At 41.7% G+C, this 18777-nt stretch carries 12 protein-coding genes and 2 pseudogenes; 5 read left to right on the top strand and 9 right to left on the bottom strand.

Annotated features, from left to right (window positions below):
• Positions 1 to 163: 163 nt before the first annotated feature.
• A pseudogene (locus ICL16_RS39395) lies at positions 164 to 1852 on the top strand (PAS domain S-box protein); the annotation flags it as partial.
• On the opposite strand, the gene ICL16_RS39390 reads toward ICL16_RS39395, so the two are convergent.
• Positions 1826 to 3082: an MFS transporter gene (locus tag ICL16_RS39390; RefSeq protein WP_190837023.1), complete on the bottom strand. Its 1257-nt coding sequence runs from the start codon at positions 3080 to 3082 to the stop codon at positions 1826 to 1828. The pseudogene ICL16_RS39395 and the gene ICL16_RS39390 overlap by 27 nt on opposite strands.
• Positions 3083 to 3410: 328 nt before the next feature.
• On the opposite strand from ICL16_RS39390, the gene ICL16_RS39385 reads away from it, so the two are divergent.
• On the top strand, positions 3411 to 3752 hold the full coding sequence (locus ICL16_RS39385; protein ID WP_190837021.1) for an endonuclease/exonuclease/phosphatase family protein: 342 nt from the start codon (positions 3411 to 3413) through the stop codon (positions 3750 to 3752).
• A 76-nt stretch (positions 3753 to 3828) separates the two neighbouring features.
• Here ICL16_RS39385 and ICL16_RS39380 read toward each other — a convergent pair whose 3' ends face one another.
• Both ICL16_RS39380 and ICL16_RS47945 read right to left on the bottom strand, forming a co-directional pair.
• Positions 3829 to 3969 carry a hypothetical protein gene (locus tag ICL16_RS39380; protein ID WP_190837018.1) on the bottom strand — a complete coding sequence of 47 codons (141 nt, stop codon included), beginning with the start codon at positions 3967 to 3969 and terminating at the stop codon, positions 3829 to 3831.
• 117 nt (positions 3970 to 4086) lie between these two features.
• Complete coding sequence (locus ICL16_RS47945) at positions 4087 to 4449, bottom strand: class I SAM-dependent methyltransferase (protein WP_420485333.1); 363 nt, start codon at positions 4447 to 4449, stop codon at positions 4087 to 4089.
• Positions 4450 to 4858: 409 nt separating this feature from the next.
• Here ICL16_RS47945 and ICL16_RS39370 point away from each other — a divergent pair, with 409 nt between their 5' ends.
• Positions 4859 to 5953, top strand: a complete 1095-nt coding sequence (locus tag ICL16_RS39370; RefSeq protein ID WP_190837016.1) for an alpha-hydroxy acid oxidase — start codon at positions 4859 to 4861, stop codon at positions 5951 to 5953.
• Here the strand turns inward: ICL16_RS39370 and ICL16_RS39365 are convergent.
• The 6 genes and pseudogenes from ICL16_RS39365 to ICL16_RS39345 all read right to left on the bottom strand — a co-directional run bounded on the left by ICL16_RS39365 (position 5950) and on the right by ICL16_RS39345 (position 13689).
• On the bottom strand, positions 5950 to 6390 hold the full coding sequence (locus ICL16_RS39365) for a GNAT family N-acetyltransferase (protein ID WP_190837014.1): 441 nt from the start codon (positions 6388 to 6390) through the stop codon (positions 5950 to 5952). The genes ICL16_RS39370 and ICL16_RS39365 overlap by 4 nt on opposite strands.
• A 101-nt stretch (positions 6391 to 6491) precedes the next feature.
• Entirely contained in the window at positions 6492 to 9509 is a 3018-nt protein-coding gene (pruA, locus tag ICL16_RS39360) for an L-glutamate gamma-semialdehyde dehydrogenase (RefSeq protein WP_190837012.1), read from the bottom strand.
• A 156-nt stretch (positions 9510 to 9665) separates the two neighbouring features.
• Positions 9666 to 10316, bottom strand: a complete 651-nt coding sequence (locus ICL16_RS39355; RefSeq protein WP_190837010.1) for a restriction endonuclease subunit R — start codon at positions 10314 to 10316, stop codon at positions 9666 to 9668.
• A gap of 4 nt (positions 10317 to 10320) precedes the next feature.
• The gene (locus tag ICL16_RS47940) at positions 10321 to 11871 is read right to left on the bottom strand and encodes an NACHT domain-containing protein (protein WP_420485332.1); all 1551 of its coding nucleotides are present in this window, start codon (positions 11869 to 11871) and stop codon (positions 10321 to 10323) included.
• A gap of 351 nt (positions 11872 to 12222) precedes the next feature.
• Positions 12223 to 13023 (bottom strand): annotated as a pseudogene (locus tag ICL16_RS47935) (protein kinase domain-containing protein); the annotation flags it as partial.
• Between the two features lie 465 nt (positions 13024 to 13488).
• Positions 13489 to 13689: a type II toxin-antitoxin system TacA family antitoxin gene (locus ICL16_RS39345; protein ID WP_202895932.1), complete on the bottom strand. Its 201-nt coding sequence runs from the start codon at positions 13687 to 13689 to the stop codon at positions 13489 to 13491.
• 229 nt (positions 13690 to 13918) lie between these two features.
• On the opposite strand from ICL16_RS39345, the gene smc reads away from it, so the two are divergent.
• Both smc and ICL16_RS39335 read left to right on the top strand, forming a co-directional pair.
• Entirely contained in the window at positions 13919 to 17581 is a 3663-nt protein-coding gene (gene smc, locus ICL16_RS39340) for a chromosome segregation protein SMC (RefSeq protein ID WP_190837005.1), read from the top strand.
• Between the two features lie 58 nt (positions 17582 to 17639).
• Positions 17640 to 18635: a PRC-barrel domain-containing protein gene (locus ICL16_RS39335; RefSeq protein WP_190837000.1), complete on the top strand. Its 996-nt coding sequence runs from the start codon at positions 17640 to 17642 to the stop codon at positions 18633 to 18635.
• Positions 18636 to 18777: the final 142 nt, after the last annotated feature.

The following is an 18777-nucleotide window of genomic DNA, read 5'->3' as shown; positions in this document are numbered from 1 at the left end:
AGCTGTCTACTATAATTGTTGCAAAATTTAATCCAGTGGCAATCTTTCTCTAGGTCTGTTCTAATTTGAATGTGGAAATTCAAAGTAAAATTATTTTCTATAAAGGTAAGCAAATGCGGATAGTAGCAATTAGAGATATTACAGAGCGCAAGCAGATAGAAGTAGATTGGTGGGGGTGGTGTGTCATGAACACATAGGTAATATACGCCGGTGGACGTTGGAAGAAGAAAACTTTGCTGGTTCTATCTCAGATTTTGTTACACTAGCATTGGAAGCAAATGAACGAAACGCCGCACAATTGGCTCTACAACGCAGTGAAGCACGGTTTCGCGCAATTTTTGAGCGTTCCTCGCTCGGAATTGGGCTGGTAGATATGAAAGCACGGATAGTAGATAGTAACCCAGCGCTATGTCGAATACTGGGGTATAGTAAAGAAGAACTATGCGGTAAACGCTTCACAGATTTTGTTGACAAACAACTTGAAGATAGAGAACTGTACAAACAATTGGTTTCGGGATGTAGCGATCGCCTAGAATTAGAAAGGCGTTTTTTGCATAAAGATGGTCGGTTAGTTTGGACATACTTAAGCGTGTCTTTCATTCCTAGCACAAATGGTAAACCAGAGTTTTTCCTCGCGATGGTTGAGGATATTACTGAACGCAAGCAGACAGAGTTGAAGTTACGTGAAAGTAAAGAAGCAGCAGAAGCTGGTAGTCGAGCAAAAAGTGAATTTTTAGCAACGATGAGTCACGAACTCAGAACGCCTCTTAACGCAATTATGGGGCTATCTCAGTTGCTGCAACAAGAACTGGTTGGCTCTTTGAATCAGAAGCAGAAAGAATATATTAATTGTATATATAGTAGTGGAGAACATCTACTAGCACTAATCAATGATATCCTTGACCTATCTAAAGTAGAGGCAGGTAAAGAAGAATTATTAAGATTACCAATATCAGTGCAACAATTGTGCGATTATGTGATATCGACAGTGCACGATCGTGCTATGGACAAAGGATTGCAACTGATCGCAGAAATTGATCCGGAAGTAGATACTTGCATAGCCGATGACCGACGAATCAAACAAATGCTACTGAATCTGCTTACCAATGCGATCAAATTTACTCCAACTGGTAAAGTGTCGCTAGTCGTGGAAAAAGTACCTCAAGGCATCACATTTACAGTATCGGATACAGGCATTGGTATTGAACCGAATCAACTTCAATTTTTATTTGAACCATTTAAACAGCTTGATAGTCAGTTAAATCGTCAGTACGAAGGTACTGGCTTAGGTTTAGCTTTGACGCGCAAGTTAGCGCGATTGCATGGTGGAGACTTAACAGTTGAATCGACTTTAGGAGAAGGTAGTCGCTTTAGTTTGTTTTTACCTAATCAAGTACAAAAAGAAGTAAGGGAGTGGGGGAGAAAGGGAGTGGGGGAGAAGGAACAAAACATTTCCTCTACCCAGGATATTAGCTCAGAAACTCAGCCTTTGTATTGTGCTAAACGCATTTTACTTGTGGAACAAGAAGAACATACAGCAACACTATTGCAAGATTACTTAAAAGCAATTGGTTACGAAGTTGAGTGGAGATGTGAAATAAATAGCTTTTTAGAGAGGATAAGAAGCATGCAGCCAGATTTAATTTTGTTAGATGAGGAATTATTAGGACAAGATGGGGATTTACTCACAAATGTGCGACGACAGCAGGATTTACAAGATTTACCAATAGTAATGATTTTATCAGTAGGAAGTATTAAAAATAATATTAATCAAGCAGGTGCTAACGACTATGTTACTAAACCAATTGGCATAGTCCAATTAGAATCAATATTGCTCCGATACCTTAGTTAAATAATACAGCATGACTATACCGAAAAGAGTGCTGACAGCAGTTGCAATCCACAAGGAGTGGGCGAGCGCACTTGATTGATCCATTGCCCAACCACCTAAAAGTGGACCAATAAAATAACCAATTGACCAACATTGATAGCTGATAGCTAGATAAATACCTCGTAACGATTCTGGTGCTAACTCGGCGACAACAGTTGGTGCAAATGCTTTATAAATGGCACTGGCGATCGACAATATAATAAACGCTGCGATTATTCCTATCTCCGGTGGTAATATTAAATGAGTTGCCCAAACTAAAATGAATCCACCACACCATAATAACATTGAAATCATCAGAACGTGAACCTTTAAAAATGAATTAAATATTTGTACTAGCGGTAACTGTAAAAATGCGCCAATACCGACGTAAAATAGAGTAAACAAGTTAGCAATACTAACTGAATCTCTACTTGTTGTCGTTGCTTGCATAGTAGTGGAAATAAAGTTTGTGAAATACAAGGGCAGCGTACTATTATTCAAAGCAATGTAAGTCGTAAAGAGGACATTGATGGACATAAACAATTGCAGCGCTCTATCTTTCAATGCTAAAACAAATCCTGGCAATGTGTCTGTTTCAGTTACCTCATGACGTGTTTCCGTAATTGCAAATTGAATTAATATCAAAAACACTACAAGAATTAGCCCATTAATCAGAAATAGCGTTTGAAAAAGCACTCCCATTGAAAGTAGTATTCCGCCTCCCCAAATCCCCAGCCCACTGCCTAGACTATCTGACAATACCAAAACAGCAAACGCTTTGGAGCGTTGTTCAGTCGGCGTGACATCGATAACCGAAGCATCTGCCGCAGTCCAATAACATCCAGAACTCAATCCCAGAAATAAATTTGCTACAGTTAGTGTCGGTATTGGAATTATTGCTAACATGAACACTGCTAAAATTGACAGCAGCGCTGACAATAAAAGTGTTTGTTTGCGGCCATATTTTGGCGAATCTGTCAAGTAGCCGCCCAAAAAATGCCCGACAACCCCAGCCAGCGCTCCACAGCTCATGGATAAGCCAACCACCGTTGCCGACATGCCCAATTGATTGACAAAAATCAGCGGCATAAAGAAATGCATAGTTCCATGTCCGGCTATATATAGCGATCGCGCCAGCGCCTGCACCCAAACTTGATAACTGGATGGTTGGAGCAAAAAGGGTCGAGCATTGACAATACTTTGATTTTCCACGTAGTTATTAGGGTTGGAAGTAATGATATACTTGATATGCTACACGAGGTGATGGTGAGGATTCGCTCCGAAAGATTCCAAAATAATCTAGCCTCAATCTGGAATTCCAATTAGTGAGGGTGAAGTATTAATTAACATCACCTCAAAGGAGGTAGCATTTATGGAAGTTACCTTAATTTTAGTTTTACTCACCGCCTATTTTGTAGCGTGGTTCCGATCTCCAAAAGATAACGAAAAAGACACGCACGCAAAAGATTCTCATTCCTCTCCAAATTAGAGGAAAATGTGTATCTGGGGTTTAAAGCGCCGATAAACACACAACCACAACATGGTTAAAGTCGTCACAATCAACATCCTATATGACTTGCAAGACTGGGAGCAGCGACGGACTTTGTTAGTCGATGGATTAGCAACAGAGCAAGCTGACTTGATCGCTTTGCAAGAAGTGAAACTGCCAGAAAATACAGCTCATGAGCTTGCACAGCTGCTTGGTATGCCTTACGTGCATCTAGTACCTCGTCAAGTAAAATTAGGTGTTCACATATTTGTCAACCAACACATACAAGTGCGTGATTGCCAAATTATTCTCAATCAACCCGCACCATCAAGCTCTACCTTGTATCCCTCGGATCATTTTGGTATTGCTGCTGTGTTGGAAATAGCAAGTTAGCTCTCCCCACAACACCCTATTTCAGATTCCAATAGTGGCAATTTATCTTCACTATGATAATGCCAATTTCAGTAAACTAGACTTTGGTCACCCAATATTGGAAACTATTCCATTCTTCACCAGCACTTTTGTCTAGTTTTATATCTAAAATTTTTACTTCTTTAACCTCTTGAACTAAGCTAATTACTTCATCCTTACTGATACCATACATTTCCATTAAGCCTTGATATGATACATTTTGACCATATCTTACTCTTCGATACAAATCTATTAATATGAGAGGAATAATTTGTTTAATTAGCTTGCGACTTTTTTCCAGATAGTTCTCTTTTTTTTAAATTTTATTATGCGGAGCAGGTTCTAAAGTCGATTGGCTCGGTATTTGAAATATTAGTAGACCTTGAGGAGCTAAAATTCTGAGAAATTCACGTATGTATCTTCGAGAATATTGAGGCTCCATGTGTTGTAAAGTTATTTTAGAATAAATGAAATCAAAGTAATTATCAGGAAACAATTTTAAATTGTCTTGATCATTTAAATGGTATTTGCATTTAGAACCATGCTGATTATATTTATCTGCTAATTTTAGCATAGATGGAGAGATATCAACTCCATGCACCGTTTCAAAGTACTGAACCATAGCTTGGCTCAATCTGCCTACTCCACAGCCAAAGTCTAGTGCTGTTTTCCTGGATATTTTTATCCCTGATTCATGGCAAGAATTAATAATTAGCTCTATTTCTATCCTACCAGTTTCAAAAAATTGTTCAATTTCCCATTTATTTCCTTTTTTGTTAGGGTCAGTAAAAATAGCCTAGATAGGATCGTTCTTACCAAATTTATTCCAGTTAAATTTTAGCTCTTTAATATCCATATTTATAAAATTGCATTGCAATTAACTTCGAGCAAACTAAAACTAGATTTTTCCTATACTATTACACAGTTGGTTACTGCTGTTGCGCTTAAATTTAAAAAAGTTAACCTAATTCATTCTTGGCTCAATTCTTACTTTGGAGTTGCGTGTAAGCGCGAGCGCGGCTACGTTGCAGTCTATGATGAACTTGGTGGATAAAAAACAATGAGAGTTGTCAAATAAAGCAGTTAGTATGAGTAATAATAGTCACCCACCTATCAATTTATTCGAGTACGAAAACTTAGCACAAAAACAACTATCCCAAATGGCTTTGGACTACTACATTAGTGGCGCTTGGGACGAGGTGACGTTGCGAGACAATCGAGCTGCGTTTGAAAGGTACAAACTTCGACCGAGAATGTTAGTGGATGTAAGTGAACGCAACCTGACTACCTCCGTTTTAGGACAACCGCTCCAACTACCACTGCTAATTGCACCAATGGCTTTTCAATGCCTTGCTCACCCTGACGGAGAAGTTGCCACAGCTTCTTGTGCGGCAGCAAAGGGTGTAGGGATGGTATTAAGTACTTTATCTACCAAGAGTATTGAAGAAGTAGCAGCGTGTCACAACTCTAATGCTCTGCAATGGTTTCAATTGTATATTCACAAAGATCGGGGATTAACTCGTGCCTTAGTTGAAAGAGCATATGCGGCAGGATACAAAGCACTGTGCGTAACTGTGGATGCTCCTGTTTTAGGAAGGCGAGAGCGAGATAAGCGTAACGAGTTTGCTTTGCCACCAGGGATGCAACTGGCTAACCTGACAACCATGTCAGAACTGAATATTCCTTATCAACAAGGAGAATCAGGCTTATTCACCTACTTCGCCCAACAGCTAGATCCAGCAGTAACTTGGCGGGATTTAGAATGGTTACAATCTTTAAGTCCACTACCATTGGTACTCAAAGGAATTCTACGGGATGACGACGCAGTTCGAGCAGTAGAGTACGGAGCCAAAGCAATTGTCGTTTCCAATCATGGAGGGCGACAATTAGATAGTGCGATCGCATCCCTCGATGCTTTGAGCGAAATAGTAGAAGCAGTAGAAGGTACAGAAGTACTTTTAGACGGGGGTATTCGTCGCGGCGTTGATATTCTCAAAGCCTTAGCACTAGGAGCAAAGGCTGTACTGATAGGAAGACCTATATTATGGGGATTAGCAGTAGATGGAAAAGCAGGAGTAGCTCATGTAATTTCCCTACTAAAACAAGAGTTAGATGTGGCAATGGCTTTAAGTGGCTGCACAAAACTACAAGATATTGACTTAACATTGTTGCGCAGAGCCTAAGTTTTAAGAACTTTGATCATCTTGACATGATCTATCCCCGCTTCTTCAAATATTTCACCCACTTCTTCAAAACCCAACTGTTCATACAAACCCTTCACATACTCTTGAGCATGAATCACAACCTTAGCAACATTCCTAAGCGCAGCAACTTCCATTGCCTTTGCCATAATTTTCCTACCAACACCTTGCCCTCTAGCCAAAGGCAAAACAGCCAAACGTTCTATCTTCGCACTTTCATCATCCAAATATCTAATCCTAGCAGTACCCACCCATTTATAATCTAAACTAGCAATCAATTGATCGCAAACCTCATCAAAACCATCAAAATCGAGATCCCAACTCACCCCTTGCTCATCCTGAAAAACAATCTTTCTGATTGCTTGAATCGCCATCCATTCAAGAGGCAAATCAACTAACTTAACAACTACATTACTCATCAAATTCTCTCTTGGCGCTCTTGGCGTCTTGGCGGTTCATATAAAGAGGCGGAGCCTCAAGAATAGCATTCCCAGGCGGAGCCTGGGAACGAGTAACGCCCCTAATCCGCCCCCTCAATAGGAGCAAAACCTTGGCGCTGAATATTCTCCGTCACCGTGCGCGGTTCGAGAAATTGTAGCAGATAATCAGGACCACCCGCCTTAGAACCAACACCAGAAAGCTTAAACCCACCAAAAGGTTGTCGAGCCACAATCGCACCCGTAATATTACGGTTAATATACACATTCCCGACTTCAAACTCCTCCTGCGCCTGTTGGATGTGCGAAGGAGTGCGAGAATAAAGCCCACCAGTCAAAGCGTAATTAGTGCAGTTAGCAACCCTCAGCGCCTCCTGAAAATCATTCACCCGAATTACCGCCACAACTGGACCAAAAATTTCCTGTTGAGCAATGATAGCATCAGGTGAGACTTCCGAAAAGATCGTCGCACCAACAAAATACCCATCCTCCGGCGCTTCAAGAGACAAAGCAACTTTTGCCTCTGCCTTACCTTTCTCAATATACTCGCGGATGCGATCGCGTGCCGAAGCATCAATCACCGGTCCCACTTGCGTACTTGGTAACTCTGCTGCACCAATATTCAGAGACTTGGTTGCTTCTACGAAACGTTGCACAAAAATATCATAAACAGCATTGTGTACAATCACTCGCGAACAAGCAGAACATTTTTGCCCACTGTAGCCAAACGCTGATTGCACAACACCGACAACCGCCGCGTCTAAATCAGCACTTTCGTCTACTATGATAGCATTCTTACCCCCCATCTCCGCAATTACGCGCTTCATGTGCTTTTGTCCAGGTTTAAGAACTGCTGCTTCTGCGTAAATTCTACATCCTACCTCTTGTGATCCAGTAAAAGCAATAACATGCGTATCGACATGATTCACTAGGTAAGCACCAACTTGGGAACCCTTACCAGGCACGTATTGAAATACACCTTTAGGTATTCCAGCCTCAACCAGAACTTCCGTCAACTTCGCTGCAATCACAGAAGATGTTTCCGCAGGCTTAAGCAGAGTACAATTACCAGCAACCAAGGCTGCTACCGTCATACCAGTGGCGATCGCCAGAGGAAAATTCCAAGGAGAAATCACCACTGCAATTCCGCGTGGCTGGTAGATATAACGATTCGTCTCACCAGGAATGTCATAATTATAACCCTGGTCTAACCGTTCCATATCATTCGCGTAATAGCGACAGAAATCAATCGCCTCAGAAACCTCAGCATCTGCCTCCCGCACAGGTTTGCCAACTTCCAACACAATCCAAGCAGAAAGTTCGGCACGGCGTTGTTCCATCAAATCAGCAGCACGGCGTAAAATATCAGCACGTTGTTTTACTGGTGTTTTGCGCCATCCAGGAAAAGCAGCCTTCGCTGCTTCCATCGCCTGTTGAGCTTGTTCAACACTAATCAAACCAACCTTACCAACCACCTCATTAAATTGCGAGGGATTGACAGAATCAACCAACTGTTTACAATCAACATACTCACCATTAATCAACGGTAAATAAGTTTTCCCCAACTGACGCCGTACCGCTGCAAAAGCCTGCTCCGATTTCTGTGTCGCTTCCTCCACCGCATAATCTGTATCAGCCGCACCGGAGAAAGAGGTGGGGGAGTTTGTGAGTGGGGGAGAATTTAAATTTATCATCTCCTCTGCCCCCCTACTCCCCTGCTCAAGAGCTTTTCCTATCGGTGCTGCTATCAACTCCTCAACCGGGCGATTTTCCAAATTTTGCCGCAAGAAAGAACTATTAGCAGTATTTTCCAGCAAACGGCGAATCAGATAAGCCATCCCAGGCAAAAGTTCACCATAGGGGCAGTACACACGTACTCTATAACCTCTATCAACCAACGCTGAAGCTAGTTTATCACCCATACCGTAGAGGACTTGCATCTCAAAGCAACGGCGGGGTACATTTAAACTTTCAGCAATGGCGATGGCATGAGCTTGAGAACGCACATTATGGCTACCAATCGCCGAGTACACATATTCATAATTCTCCAGTAACAACTCAGTCAACTGCTCAAAGTTAGCATCCGTTGCTGCTTTATCGTTGTAAACTGGTTGTTGCCAATGTTTCTGTGCTGCTTTGATGGTTTCTTGATCCCAATAAGCCCCTTTGACTAAGCGAATTGTAATCGGATAACCGCGCTGCTTCGCCCAAGCGATTAAATCTCGCGCATCTTGTTCGCTGTCACGCAGATATGCTTGAATAGTGATGCCAATATCGGTACGAGAACGGAACTCTTCTTCGAGCAATAATTTTTTCAAGATGCGGAGTGTTATGTCTTTGTAGGCGTATTGTTCCATGTCAAAATGAACAGCAGCACCTAGTTCTTTGGCTCGACGTAGAAGGAGGCGGATGCGATTGCCTACTCGTTCTTCACTACCTTGAGCATCGAGAGGATCGAATTGGGAGTAAAATGCTGTTAGTTTTACAGAGACTTGGACTTTTGGTAGTGGTTGTCCATCTGCTTCGTCAATTAATGGTACTGGCTTCCAACTTTGGGATGCTTCCACTAGTTGTTGCATTAATTCTAAATAACGCTCTAGGTAATATTGAGCTTCTGCTTCGGTAATTACAGCTTCACCTAGTAAGTCTACTGTGAACGCCATTTTTTCTTTACGTAGGCGCTCGATTGTTTTGAGTGTTTGTTTAATATTTTCACCAGCTATATATTTATGCGCTAATGTTTCTGTGGCTGTGGAAACAGTTGTCGCCGCAACTTGCCCTGGCATGGAGTCGGGGTTGGCAAAATTTAACATTCCTTTGAGGGCGGCGGGTAGTTCTACTGTTTCGTCACCCAGGTATTCTTGTAGGTGGGAAGCTATTTCTGGTTTACTGTGTAGTGCAGGGAGTGTGTCTATGAAGCGAAATAGCTGTACTCGCAAGCCTGGGTTGCTCATTGCCCACGCTAGTAGTTTATCATCCCAGCGCATTTGATCGCGTAGGGATGAGAAGAATGATCGATTTTCTTGTGTTGCTGTGAGTAGTTGTCTTGCGATTTCTTGGGTTTTAGTTTCGTATGTGCTTTTTTGTACTTGTAATACCACTGATAACAAACTCCTGTTTTATGGTAAGGCTTTGCTGAGTCAGCCTGTATTTTCTATTTTGACTCTTGATTTGTGTTGCTACCATGTTTGGGGGGGATAATTATGAGAATGAACCGCCAAGAAGCCAAGGACGCCAAGAGGAGAGTAAGAGGAGATTTAGGGTAGATTATATTGATGGCGGATTGCTTTGAGGATTTGTAGTAGTTCGATTGATGATTCGGGGCGAGTTATGTCTTGTTTTGGTAGGAGTTGATATGTTGGGGTGTTGCCTTGCTGAATGTACGCGAATTGATAGTCCATTCCGTTAGTTGTCAGTCCCCACACTGATGTTTGTTGTTCTAGGCTTTTATATGTGTAGGTAAGTAATTGGGGTAAACCTTCTGAGGCGTTGACACTGCTATTTTTGGATTCTATTACTAGTATCCAGAAGGGTGTTGTTAGTATTCTTCCTTGTGTCTTGTTGACGGCTAAAATATCCATCCGTCCTTTGACGATTGTGTCTTCGTCTTCAACAAAGATACTAGCAATGTTTTCTTCTAGTGTTATCTTAATACTGGGATGATAGAAGCCTGCTAATTTCATTAACTGACCTAAGAAAATAAATTTGATTTGTCCTTCGGAGATTTTACCTGCTGCGTAGTAGCTCCGGAATAAATTACGAATTTGTAACATTTCTTGCTGTTCAAATTCTGTAATCGGTTCTAAGGATAGTAAGGATGTAATTGAGTCATTGAACTGCTCTTCATATTTGAAAAGCTTGTATACATCTTCCAGAGATAGATTGCTTGCGTCTAGTGTTGTAGTCATTGTTTTATCCGTCAAGTTGAGCAAAATGTTCTAAAAGGGAACGATGCACGAATATGTAACCGCCACCTACTTTCTGTAAAAAAATGCGCTCTGTGGCGTAATCTAGGAAATGAGCGTAATTCCAGGGGATGTAACTATTATAACAAAGAATCACACGCAAAATAAAGTGTTTGATGCAAGCTTCACCACCTCCGGCGGCAACGCCAAATAATAATCCTAAGATTGCCCATACTAAACTTTGCAAATTTAATGTTATGGCGGCTAAACCTAATAGTAAAAATCCGATTGAACCAAAAATAATTGCATTTTTTGCTGACTGCCAAATTCCTTGATTAGGAACTGTGAGCGTCTGGATACTGGGACTAGTTAATCCACGGGTTAGTACATAAATTATTCCTAAATTTAACCCAAATACGACTCCACGCACCCAGCCATCATGAAGAATTTGCATTATATGAACAATAAAGGTTCGCCAATTTAGTGGTGTATTTATTAGTTCAGCAGTTAGTTTTAACATCACGCCAAAAATAACTCCTCCAATTAGTCCCAGAACTAGATGTTTTCTGGCATTTCTCCAAGACCATTTTAGAGTTTCAGCAGGATTAATTTTGCCAAAACCAAAAATTAGCAAAAAAAATACTTTAGTAAAAAACAACGCTAGAAGTACTTTTTGAATTGGTAAAATCATCATTCCGGCTAGTCCAGTAATCAATATAAAAGCGATTACCAGCCCACTCATGTAAAGAAATTTTTGCCACTTTTCTTCTAACAAATCAGGCTGCATTCGTTCAATAAAAAATACTGTTTGTGACTGATTTTTTAGAGTTTGTGCTAACCAAATTAGCCAATGCATCACTTTTTTGTGTGAATATCGATTACTAGCACTACGGCGCTCTAACATTCTTTGAATATACTTATCAAATAAATGTTGGCGGCGTTCTTCCATGTTCATTCCTGGTAATTCTGTAATTGACAAGCCTTGATATGCAAGAGTCATAATACTAAGCATCAGTGGTGACTTGGCTAATTCTTGCATTGTTTTATCAGCTTGCAGCGTTGTAGATACTGCGGCAAGTTCTGAACCTGCATTTTGGAGATATTGATGAATTTGTTCCAAAGTCAGTGGTTGAATTAGAACTGCACCTTGAAAGCGGAAGCGATGGGATAATGCTTCATAATCTTTGATGCGGCTACAAACTACTATTTCAGTTTCTCCGTATTCCTGGCTGAATTTATTAATAGCAGCAACGCAAGCTTCTCTACGGATGGTGCTAACTTCGTCTAATCCATCTAGGAGTAATCGTAATTGTTGATTTTTTATCCAATTTTTACCGATTTCTTTGGAGACTTGATATTTAGTATTTAGTTCTCGAACCAACCATTCGGCAATTGTTATCTTTTCATTTGTCCAAGCAGAAAGGTTAAATACTACTGGAATTGGTTGATTGATGTCTTGTTCTGCTTGTGCAATTAAGTCGCGGGCAAGTTCTAGAAGTGTAATTGTTTTACCTGCACCTGGTTCACCTAAAATTAGGAGGGAACAACCAGCCCCCATTTGTTGAAATAAATCAACGATTCTGATATTTTTGGGTATTGGTTGTCTAGCTTGCTCTGGAGTTTCCCACAGCATACCCCAAGGACGATCTAAAGCATCAAAACGATTTTCTAAACCTAGTTCAATTAATACTACTCCGTGTAAGGAAGTTTCTAAAACACCTTTGATCCAGTAATTTTTTACTTTATTAAGTAATATTTGACGATGACGGTATTCTTGTCGGCTGTAAGGAATTTTCTCTATTGGTATCTTTTGACTAAAGTTAGGCAGTGGTGCGGTTTCTATCTCTGATGCATCAATTTCTCTTTTTAATGGAAGTTGTGGCATCCGGTCTTGGGGATGCAAATCTGCTATCATTGCTCTAGCATTGGAATAGCGATCGCGTGGATGACAATTAATCGCTTTGTCTAAAACTGTAGCCAACTGGTTACTAATATCAGTGTCAGTGCGCCAAACTATTTCGTTAGTTTCAGGTAGAGGCTGCAACTCATGGGGATGCTTACCTGTCAGCAGATAAATTGCTGTCATACCTAAGCTATAAATGTCGCTAGCATAAACTGGTTTACCTGCTGCTTGCTCTGGCGGCATGTAACCCATAGTACCCACTGCAATTGAGCTGATGATTTCACCTTGCTCGTTTACTACGGTATTCATCATTTCTTTGGCGATGCCAAAATCAATTAAAACAGGTTTGCCATCTTGTTGTCGCCAAATAATATTGCTAGGTTTTATATCTCGGTGGATAATTCCTTTCGAGTGGATATAATCTAACACTGGCAAAAGACTTATCAGTAATTTCTTGACTAAACTTTCACTGAATAGTCCTTGATGCTGAAATTTTTGATTTAGAGTCAGACCTTCAATCCATTCTTGAACTAGATAAAAATGCCCATGTTCTGTAAAATAAGCGTACAGCTTGGGTATTTGCTCATTACCTTCACCGAGTTCCTCTAAAATTGCTGCTTCTCTTTCAAATCTTTGTTGAATTAGGTTGTAAGCTTGCAGTGTGTTCGTAACTGGTTTAAGTTGCTTAACTACACAGATACGACGAGAAGGTAAATAGGTATCTTCCGCCAGAAAAGTTTCGCCAAATCCACCCCTTCCTAACGCACGGATAATCTGATACCGATTGTTTAATAATGTAGATTTCATCCTGGATAGATAGCATAGCATACTAACTATTAGTAAGCCTCTGCCCAAAGAAGTATGTAAAGAGTTTATGTTACTTTTGCCAGTAATAATTTTGCTGAGCAAGAACGAGGAGAATACCAAAAAGCATTGTCACAGATAACTAAGCTTCAGTAGCAATCAATACTCTTTTCCACAAAAAGCCCATAAGTTTTGAAAAGAAACTTGTATTTCATTTGCATTTCTGTAGTGAGGATTCATACCAAACTCATATAGCTTAATTATTTTCAACTATTCCACCAATTTTAAAAATATCCGGCAACAACTCTGTCTGGTGGATTCAGGAATCGCCACAAATGTTTTAGCAATCCCTTTTTTATCATTCTGAAAGAGCGTATTTTTTTAGGTAGTCATTTAATTCGGGAATACCGCAGTCAAAATCTTCCTTCCTCACACTGCCATCTATGGGGCAAAAAATCCATTTCACGGCTATAAATTCCCGTATTCTTGCTGATATTCTTTGAAAGCAGCTTTCAACGCTTCATTTGGTTCAGGGGGATTTTCTAGTGCGGCGTTGAAGATGTCTTGATCGTGATCGCTCAGTACCATTTTGCCATAAGATGCTATGTGTTCCATCGCTGCACTCAACGCTTGATGGATTACATAGTCATTCAGGCTCAGACCCGTCATATTAGCAGCTTTTTCTCAAGTTTCCTTGTGTTCTTCGCTGATTGTCAGTTCAATTTGGGTTGTAGTTTCAATTGGTATTGACATAGGAATTTGTCTGTCACCTGGCAAATCCCCTCACGCTCCCCATCACCATCATCTATAATATTCACCCAAAAGAACCAATTACGCTAACCGCTTGAGAATTTTACTGGTACACTTGAACTTCAGCCTTCCCTGTTAACTAGCGCCTATGGTACACATCAAGCGCGTCGAACTCACCAACTTCAAATCCTTCGGCGGCACAACTTCCGTACCCCTGCTGCCGGAGTTTACTGTCATCTCTGGTCCCAATGGTTCCGGAAAATCGAATATCCTAGATTCACTACTATTTTGCCTGGGGCTAGCTAGTTCCAAGGGAATGCGAGCCGATCGCCTACCCGATTTAGTCAACAACAATCAAACTAGCAAAGGACGTTCCGCTGTTGAAGCCTCAGTTACAGTAACGTTTGATTTGTCAGATCACTCCCCAGAAGAAGACGAACCCCCCCCTGTCATTTCCGTCGTCGAAGACGAACCATTAGAAGAATCACAAGAAGAGCAAAAAGTCAAGGAAGAACAGGAAAATCGCTCCCAAAAAATCCGTCCCCAGCGAGGCGGAGAGTGGAGTGTAACGAGAAGACTGCGCGTCACCCACCAAGGAACTTACACATCGAACTATTACATTAACGGTGTCTCCGCTACCCTTACAGAGTTGCATGAGGAACTAGAAAAACTGCGAGTTTATCCAGAAGGGTACAACGTCGTACTGCAAGGAGATGTTACCAGTATTATTTCCATGAACTCAAGGGAGCGGCGGGAAATAATCGATGAATTGGCAGGGGTGGCGGCATTTGATCGCAAAATCACTCAAGCAAAAAACACTTTGGAGGAAGTGAAGGAAAAAGAAGACAGTTGTCGGATTGTAGAGACAGAGTTAATTACGCAACGCGATCGCCTTTCTCAAGATAAAGCGAAAGCCGAAAAATACCAAAAACTCAAAAGCGAATTTCAACAAAAACAATCTTGGGAAGCGGTTTTGGCGTGGCGCTCCCTACAAGCACAAAACGAAAAGCTAACTGCTCAAATACAGCAGGGAGAGCAAACCAGTACCGAACTTACTAATCAACTCACGCACCTTAACGTAGAAATCGCCCAAAAAACAGTTGAACTTGAACAACTTAATGCTCAAGTTAAAGCATTAGGAGAAGAAGAACTTTTAGCAGTGCAATCTACCCTTGCTACTCAAGAAGCAGAGCGTAAACAACTAGGGCGTCAACAAAAAGAACTCGAAACTTCTCAGCAAGAAAGGGACTCGCGTCTTTTGCAACAACAGCAAGAAATTCAACAACACCAGCGTACCCTAGAGCAACTGGCACAACAACAAATTGTAGAGACTTCGTATTTCGCGTCTCTACAGCAACAACGTTCGGAGGCGCGACAATTAGTAGAAAGTTCTCGTGCTGCCGCTGCGGAAATTGCTTCAGCTTCAGAAGCGTGGGTACAGCAACAAACAGCCCTCAACCGCCAAATCGAAACATTGCTGCAAACTGTGGAACCCCAGCGCACAGAACAAGCACAATTAGGAGAACGTCAAAATCAATTACAACAGTTAATTCAAGAGCAAACTCAGCTAATTCAAACGTTGTCACCGGAAATTGCTGATAAACAATCTCAAATTGCTGATGTAGAGACGCGCCATGCAACGTCTCTACAACAAGTCGAATCCTTAGCTCAAACTTTATCAGCGACAGAACAAGAGCTGCAAATCCAACAGGAAACGCAAAAGCGTTTGTTGCAAGAACAACGCGAGAAACAACGCGCTTTGGATAAACTAGAAGCACAACAAGCTGCACAGCAAGAAGTGCAGGGAACCCAAGCAAGTAAAGTTATTATTCAATCGGGATTGCCTGGTGTGTGTGGGTTGGTTGTGCAGTTGGGGCGAGTGGAACCTCGCTATCAGCTAGCTTTAGAAACATCTGCTGGTGCTAGATTGGGGCATATTGTTGTGGAAGATGATAGCGTAGCTGCTGCGGGAATTGAATTGCTCAAACAAAAACGTGCTGGTAGGGCGACTTTTTTACCGCTGAATAAAATTAACGCTCCCAAATTTACCCAAGATGCAACGTTGCGTTATGTTAGGGGCTTTGTTAGTTACGCTGTTGATTTGGTAGAGTGCGATCGCCGCTATCGCGATGTGTTTGCTTACGTTTTTGGTAACACTGTTATATTTGAAACTATAGAGCAAGCACGTACTCAACTGGGATTGTATCGAATTGTTACATTAGAAGGAGAATTGTTAGAAACCAGTGGCGCGATGACTGGTGGTAGTAGCTCTCAACGTTCGGCTTTACGGTTTGGTACAGAAGCGGGGGAATCGGAAGAAGTTGCCACGTTACGAAAACGGTTGGTTGATATCGAGCGGGTTTTAGAGCGAGGTAGCGAGGCGATTAGTTCTCTTTCTGCCAGAACAAAACAATTGACACAAGAATTAACAGAGGCACGACAGGCGCGGCGAGAACAACAGTTACAGTTGGAGCAGTTACAGAAGGAAATTAAGAGTTTGACTGGGCAGTTAGAGGGGACGCGATCGCAACTTGCCCAAAATAGCGAACGATTAGCCACTGCTCAATCTCGGTTGTCAGTGTTACATCGGGAATTACCAGATAAAGAGCAACAATTACAACAACTACGTTCTACTTTAGCAGAGTTAGAACAGTCCCAAACTCCCCAGGAATGGCAAGAAATCCAGGCAACGTTAAAAATTCAAGAGCAACAATTACAACAACGGGAAACAGAAGTAAGGGAATCTGAGCAAAAGTTAAAAAATTGGGAAAATCAACAGCAGCGGTTGCAAGAGAAAATCCAAGAGGGCGAACAGCGGGTTGCAGAATACCAGACGCAACAGGCATCATGTAGAGAGGCGATAGATCGCGTCACCATACAAATTACCGAGAATAATGAGCAAATCGCCCAAACTCGCGCTACTTTGGCGCAAATGGAAGTGAATTTGGGCGAAGAAAAACAGAAACGCGACGCCACAGAAATTGAATTGCGATCGCACTCCTCGCGTCAACAACACTTGGAATGGGAACTGCAAAAACTACAAGAAACCCAGAATACACGAAGAGAAGAACTAGCAGCACTGAAAATTCAGTTGCAAAATATGGCAGCAGAATTACCCAACCCTCTGCCCGAAGTACCAGATAAAGTAGATTTAGAAGAACTGCAAAAAGAATTGCGTTCTCTAAACAAACGCTTACAAGCATTGGAACCAGTAAACATGCTGGCATTAGAACAATATGAGCGCACACAAAATCGGTTAGAGCAACTTAGTCAAAAATTAGAAACATTAGCAGGGGAGCGTACAGAATTACTACTGCGGATTGAAAACTTCACCACATTGCGACAACGTGCTTTCAAAGAAGCCTTCGATGCTGTCAATGAAAACTTTCAATCAATTTTTGCCACACTTTCCGAAGGTGACGGCTATTTGCAACTCGACAATGCCGAAGATCCTTTTAACAGTGGACTTAATTTAGTTGCACACCCCAAAGGTAAACCAGTGCAGCGACTAGCCTCAATGTCAGGGGGAGAAAAATCTTTGACAGCGTTAAGTTTTATTTTCGCCTTGCAACGCTATCGCCCATCGCCGTTTTACGCTTTTGATGAAGTAGATATGTTTTTAGATGGGGCAAACGTAGAACGATTAGCTAAAATGATTAAACAACAGGCGAAACAAGCACAATTTATAGTTGTGAGTTTGCGACGCCCGATGATCGAATCAGCCGAACGTACAATCGGCGTTACTCAAGCAAGAGGGGCTTACACCCAAGTTTTGGGCATTAAATTACAAACTGACCAAACAACTGCTTGAGTTTTTGTTAATAATAGTGTATAGATTAACCGGATTAGAGATCAGGAATCGGTATAGGATGTCATCTGAACAAATTATAAGACGTTCCGATATATTAAACACCCAGGTAATCACCCGCGATAATGGCAAACGGCTAGGAATCGTGAGTCAGGTGTTGATTGATGTTGACCAAAGAGAAGTTGTGGCTCTGGGATTAAGGGACAGCCTGATCTCTGTGTCTGGTGTGCCGCGCTACATGTACCTCACCAGTATTAATCAAATTGGAGATGTACTCCTAGTTGATAACGAGGATGTAATTGAAGATGTTGATGCTGAAACCTACAGCAACTTAATGAACTGGGAAGTCATTACAGAAACTGGTGAGTTATTAGGTAGGGTGCGGGGCTTCAAGTTTAATGGCGAAACAGGAAAGGTTTACTCTATAGTCATCGCTTCGTTGGGATTGCCACAAATTCCCGATCAATTCTTGAGTACTTACGAGATGTCGGTAGAAGAAATCGTCAGTACCGGACCAAATCGATTGATTGTCTTTGAAGGAGCCGAAGAGCGAGTTACTCAGTTGACAGTGGGTGTACTAGAGCGTTTGGGAATTGGTAGAGCGCCCTGGGATCGCGACGCCGATGAAGAATACGGACAATACACTCCTCGTACTACTCCCGTAGCAAATCAACTACCATCAGGAGTACCAATCGAGCCAATCAAACCGAAAGCCCCACGCACAGCAGAGCCAGTAGCTACAGAATGGGATGAAGACTACGTAGAAGAACGTCCCCAGCGTGAAGTGATGAGAGCTAGACAGTACGAGCCGATTCCATACGAAGACGAGGAAGAAGAAGATAACTGGAGTGAGGCAACGGGTAGGGACAAGTATTCAAGTCAACCCAGATATGAACCCAAGCCCTACAATAACAAGCAATACAATGACGAGTACGATGATTACGAAGACGACGATTTGAAAAAAGACGCTTGGGATGATGAACCACCTAAGCCAGTGAATATTCCTAAAAAAGTTAAAGAAAAACAACCAGAGTACGAAGAAGAAGGCGGCTATTAACCCCACCCCCAACCCCCTCCCCGCAAACGGGGAGGGGGCTTTTATTAGTGGCAAGAGGCGTAACGAGTATTTTGAGACATCTGTTTTGTGTGTAAGAGTACATAGCTGGGAAAAATAAATTAACGAGAATTAGCTAGCCTCG

It is taken from the genome of Iningainema tapete BLCC-T55 (genome assembly GCF_014698965.1).
In the GTDB taxonomy this organism is placed as follows: domain Bacteria; phylum Cyanobacteriota; class Cyanobacteriia; order Cyanobacteriales; family Nostocaceae; genus Iningainema; species Iningainema tapete.
The sequence above is the reverse complement of the archived record's forward strand: the minus strand, read 5'-3'. Positions and strand labels throughout refer to the sequence as shown.

Coding starts and splice junctions, on each gene's coding strand:
- ICL16_RS39345 (WP_202895932.1), bottom strand. CDS start 13,689: ATGACGGGTCTGAGCCTGAATGACTATGTAATCCATCAAGCGTTGAGT.
- ICL16_RS47940 (WP_420485332.1), bottom strand. CDS start 11,871: ATGGGGGCTGGTTGTTCCCTCCTAATTTTAGGTGAACCAGGTGCAGGT.
- ICL16_RS39380 (WP_190837018.1), bottom strand. CDS start 3,969: ATGGAAATGTATGGTATCAGTAAGGATGAAGTAATTAGCTTAGTTCAA.
- ICL16_RS39370 (WP_190837016.1), top strand. CDS start 4,859: ATGAGTAATAATAGTCACCCACCTATCAATTTATTCGAGTACGAAAAC.
- ICL16_RS39365 (WP_190837014.1), bottom strand. CDS start 6,390: ATGAGTAATGTAGTTGTTAAGTTAGTTGATTTGCCTCTTGAATGGATG.
- ICL16_RS39355 (WP_190837010.1), bottom strand. CDS start 10,316: ATGACTACAACACTAGACGCAAGCAATCTATCTCTGGAAGATGTATAC.
- smc (WP_190837005.1), top strand. CDS start 13,919: ATGGTACACATCAAGCGCGTCGAACTCACCAACTTCAAATCCTTCGGC.
- ICL16_RS39385 (WP_190837021.1), top strand. CDS start 3,411: ATGGTTAAAGTCGTCACAATCAACATCCTATATGACTTGCAAGACTGG.
- ICL16_RS39335 (WP_190837000.1), top strand. CDS start 17,640: ATGTCATCTGAACAAATTATAAGACGTTCCGATATATTAAACACCCAG.